We start from the raw sequence: 2,004 nt of genomic DNA on the forward strand, positions 1-2,004 counted from the left end.
GTCAACCCCGGCTCACTCAAGGCCAAGGGTTTTACGGACGACAAGATCGCGGCACTCAATGCGGCATTGAAGTCGGCGTTCGACATCAAGTTCGTCTTCAACCAGTGGACGCTGGGTGCGGACTGGGTGAAGGAGACCTTTGGCTTCACCGACGAGCAGCTCAACGATTTCTCGTTCGAGATGCTGCCGGGCCTTGGCTTCTCGAAGAAGGACATCGAGGCCGCCAACATCCACGTCTGCGGTGCGATGACGCTGGAAGGCGCGCCGTTCCTCAAGGCCGAACACCTGCCCGTGTTCGACTGCGCCAGCCCGTGCGGCAAGATCGGCAAGCGTTCGCTGTCGATCAACAGTCACATCCAGATGATGGCGGCGGCCCAGCCCTTCATCTCCGGCGCCATTTCCAAGACCATCAACATGCCGAACGACGCGACGGTGGAAGACGCCAAGGGCGCCTACATGCTGTCGTGGAAGCTGGCGCTGAAGGCCAACGCGCTTTATCGTGACGGCTCGAAGCTCTCCCAGCCGCTCAACGCCTCGCTGCTTGCCGACGTCGAAGACGACGAGGACGAGGCGATCGAGCAGCTGATCGCGGCACCCGCCTCGCAGCGCGCCGTGCAGGTGACCGAAAAGATCGTTGAGCGCGTCGTCGAACGCCTCTACCGCGACCGCGAGAAACTGCCGAACCGCCGCAAGGGCTATACCCAGAAGGCGGTCGTCGGCGGCCACAAGGTCTATCTGCGCACTGGCGAATTCGACGACGGTCGCCTCGGCGAGATCTTCATCGACATGCACAAGGAAGGTGCTGCCTTCCGGGCGATGATGAACAACTTCGCCATCGCCATCTCGCTCGGCCTGCAATATGGCGTGCCGCTCGAGGAATATGTCGAAGCCTTCACCTTCACCAAGTTCGAACCTGCCGGCATGGTGCAGGGCAACGACGCGATCAAGAACGCGACGTCGATCCTCGACTATGTGTTCCGCGAGCTTGCCGTGTCCTATCTTGCGCGCCACGATCTCGCTCATGTCGACCAGTCGGATTTCGACAAGACAGCGCTCGGGCGCGGCATCAACGAAGGCAAGGCGACGCCGTTCTCGAAGGGGCTAACCCGCGGCGCCTCGCCGGTCAAGCTGGTGTCGGGTATGGGCGCCGAGCCCAAGGGCTTTGGCGGTTCGGGCTCGTCCGGAACCCCTGTCCGCTCTGCCCCGACGGCGTTCTCAGGTTCCAACGTGCTGGCGCTGAAGCCGGCCAGCGACGAAGCGATCGCCTACAAGCGCGATTATGAGGAGCGGGCCAGGGAACTGGTCGAAGACATCGTCTACGAGGAAGCCGCAGACGAGGCTTCGGGGGCTTCGGCGCTGTTCACCGACGCCGCCGCGCAGGAGGCCGCCGAGGCAAAGGCGCTTGCCGCGACACGGCGCCAGCAATCGCTGATGCAAGGCTACACCGGTAACGAATGCTCGGAATGCCACAACTTCACCATGGTGCGGAACGGCACCTGCGAGAAGTGCGATACGTGTGGTTCGACGAGCGGGTGCAGCTGAGATAGATGCCACCTCGGCTTACGGTCCGCGAAGTCATTCGCCTGCTGGAAACCGACGGCTGGTATCTGGTTGCAACCAAATGCAGTCATCGCCAATATAAGCATGAAATCAAAGCCGGCCGCGTCACCGTGGCCGGCAAGCCGTCTGAAGAGGTTGCACCGGGAACACCTAATAGCACCCTCAAGCAGTCCGGTTTAAAGGAGTGACGATATGCGTTACGCGGTGGGGATCGAAAAGGCTGGCAATAATTTTTTCCGCTTACGTGCCGTATCTACCCGGCTGCGTCGCGACCGGCGCGACGGTGCCTGAGGTGGAAATCGAAATTCGCGACGCTATACGCTTTCATATCGAAGGTTTGCGTGCCGATGGGCTGGATGTGCCCAAAGGTGACAGCCTGGCGGAGTATGTAGAGGCGTAAAGCCCCCGCCTTCTCTTCTTGGGAGGAGGAGAACGATCCCCTAC

General features: G+C 61.3%; 1 protein-coding gene and 2 pseudogenes. All 3 read left to right on the plus strand.

All coding sequences use genetic code 11. The features are described 5' to 3' along the window. Positions 1–1,542: pseudogene (locus EOA85_RS33795) on the plus strand (vitamin B12-dependent ribonucleotide reductase); the annotation flags it as partial. A 5-nt stretch (positions 1,543–1,547) separates the two neighbouring features. Then, complete coding sequence (locus EOA85_RS33800; RefSeq protein ID WP_095521617.1) at positions 1,548–1,748, plus strand: type II toxin-antitoxin system HicA family toxin; 201 nt, start codon at positions 1,548–1,550, stop codon at positions 1,746–1,748. 4 nt (positions 1,749–1,752) lie between these two features. Further along, positions 1,753–1,960 (plus strand): annotated as a pseudogene (locus EOA85_RS33805) (type II toxin-antitoxin system HicB family antitoxin). Positions 1,961–2,004 lie beyond the last annotated feature (44 nt).

This window comes from Mesorhizobium sp. M5C.F.Ca.IN.020.29.1.1, from assembly GCF_003997375.1.
In the GTDB taxonomy this organism is placed as follows: domain Bacteria; phylum Pseudomonadota; class Alphaproteobacteria; order Rhizobiales; family Rhizobiaceae; genus Mesorhizobium; species Mesorhizobium wenxiniae.